The sequence below is a fragment of the Acinetobacter sp. V2 genome (genome assembly GCF_001188385.1).
GTDB lineage: Bacteria > Pseudomonadota > Gammaproteobacteria > Pseudomonadales > Moraxellaceae > Acinetobacter > Acinetobacter oleivorans.
The window spans coordinates 42,712-44,967 of sequence record NZ_JZFB01000011.1; the positions used below are offsets into that span (position 1 = coordinate 42,712).

The 2,256-nt window shown below is 39.2% G+C and carries 2 protein-coding genes; both read right to left on the reverse strand.

Features of this window, described 5'->3' with window-relative positions:
• The coding region (dnaK, locus tag UC75_RS18250; protein ID WP_049838403.1) for a molecular chaperone DnaK at nucleotides 1-1,901 on the reverse strand (1,901 nt) is incomplete at its 3' end.
• Nucleotides 1,902-2,019: 118 nt separating this feature from the next.
• The coding region (grpE, locus tag UC75_RS22440; RefSeq protein WP_228137499.1) for a nucleotide exchange factor GrpE at nucleotides 2,020-2,256 on the reverse strand (237 nt) is incomplete at its 5' end.

Consider the following 2,256-nt stretch of genomic DNA (forward strand, 5'->3'; position numbering starts at 1 on the left):
ACAACGCCATCATCAGCTTTTTGTTGACCAGCATCGCCACCTTGGAATGCATTTGGATCAAAGCCTTCTGCGCCACCAGCTTGTTGCGCTTGTTCATAAGCACGTTGAGTGATAGGCATCAAAATGTTTTGTAAAGCTTCAGTTTTAGCTTTGATATCTTCAACATCATTTTCTTTTGTTGCTGCTTCAAGTTCAGAAACGGCAGTGCTTACAGCTGTTTTTTCATCTTCAGTAACTTTGTCACCAAGATCTTTAACAGCTTTGTTCGAGCTTGAAATTAATGCGTCAGCTTCGTTACGAGCTTTTGCAAGTTCTTCAAACTTACGGTCTTCTTCAGCATTCGCTTCTGCATCTTTAATCATTGCTTCGATTTCAGCATCAGACAAACCTGAGTTTGCTTTAATCTGGATCGATTGCTCTTTACCAGTGCTCTTATCTTTAGCAGATACTTTCAAGATACCATCAGCATTGATGTCGAAAGATACTTCAATTTGTGGCACACCGCGTGGAGCAGGCGGAATGTCACCTAATTGGAAGTTACCCAACAATTTGTTTTGTTGAGCCATCTTACGTTCACCTTGGTAAACAGAAATATCTACAGCAGGCTGATTGTCAGCAGCAGTAGAGAACACTTGTGATTTCTTCGCAGGAATCGTCGTGTTTTTCTCAATGATTGGTGTTAATACACCACCCATTGTTTCAATACCTAAAGTTAATGGCGTTACGTCTAATAAAAGAACGTCAGTTTTGTCACCAGACAATACCGCACCTTGAATTGCAGCACCGATTGCAACTGCTTCGTCAGGGTTCACGTCTTTACGTGGCTCTTTACCAAAGAATTCTTGTACTTTTTGTTGTACAAGTGGCATACGAGACTGACCACCAACCAAGATTACGTCAGAGATGTCAGAAGTCGAAAGACCAGCATCTTTAAGTGCAATACGGCAAGGCTCAATTGTACGAGCAACTAAATCAGAAACTAAACCTTCAAGTTTTGCACGAGTTACGTTGATCACTAAGTGTTTAGGACCAGTTGCATCGGCAGTGATATATGGAAGGTTAATTTCAGTTGCATTCGATGAAGAAAGCTCAATTTTTGCTTTTTCAGCAGCTTCTTTCAAACGTTGTAACGCAAGTGGATCATTTTTCAAGTTCACACTTTGTTCTTTCTTAAATTCTTCAACCAAGAATTCAATTAACGCGTTATCAAAGTCTTCACCACCAAGGAAAGTATCACCATTTGTTGATAACACTTCGATTTGTTGGTCGCCATCAAGGTCTGCGATTTCAATGATTGATACGTCAAAAGTACCACCACCTAAGTCGTAAACTGCAACTTTACGGTCGCCTTCTTTTTTGTCCATACCGAACGCAAGTGCAGCAGCAGTTGGTTCGTTAATGATACGTTTAACGTCTAAGCCAGCGATTTTACCTGCATCTTTAGTTGCTTGACGTTGAGCATCGTTAAAGTAAGCAGGAACAGTAATAACTGCTTCTGTAACTGTTTCACCTAAATAGTCTTCTGCAGTTTTTTTCATCTTTTTCAAGATTTCAGCAGAGATCTGTTGAGGTGCTAATTTTTTGTCATTTACTTCAACCCAAGCATCACCATTGTCAGCTTTGATGATTTTGTAAGGTACAAGACCGATATCTTTTTGTACCGCTTGGTCTTCATAACGACGACCAATTAAACGCTTAATAGCGAATAATGTATTTTTCGGGTTAGTTACTGCCTGACGCTTAGCACTTTGACCTACTAAGATCTCGCCATCTTTATAAGCGATAATCGATGGAGTTGTACGTGCGCCTTCAGCGTTTTCAATTACTTTTACTTTATCGCCTTCAAGTACAGCAACGCATGAGTTGGTAGTACCTAAGTCAATACCAATAATTTTTGCCATGTGACGTTTTCCTCAAAAATTCTTTTGCAATGTTTTTGCTTGTTATCCGATATGAGAGTGAATCTATTTTTTTCAAGCGTTTTAGCTAAAAAAAATCTAAAAACTCTCAAAAATTTACTTATTGACCAACCATAACCATAGCAGGGCGCAATAAGCGGCCATTTAACGTATAGCCTTTTTGTAAAACAGTACCGATTTCATTTGCTTTAGCATTAGGATCAATACCTACTGCTTGATGTAAATCTGCATTGAAACCATTTTTAGTATCAGCTTCTACAACGCCAAATTTCTCAAGCGCAGTTAACAGTGACTTTAAGGTTAATTTGATACCTTCAAGTACTGGGGTTTCTTCATC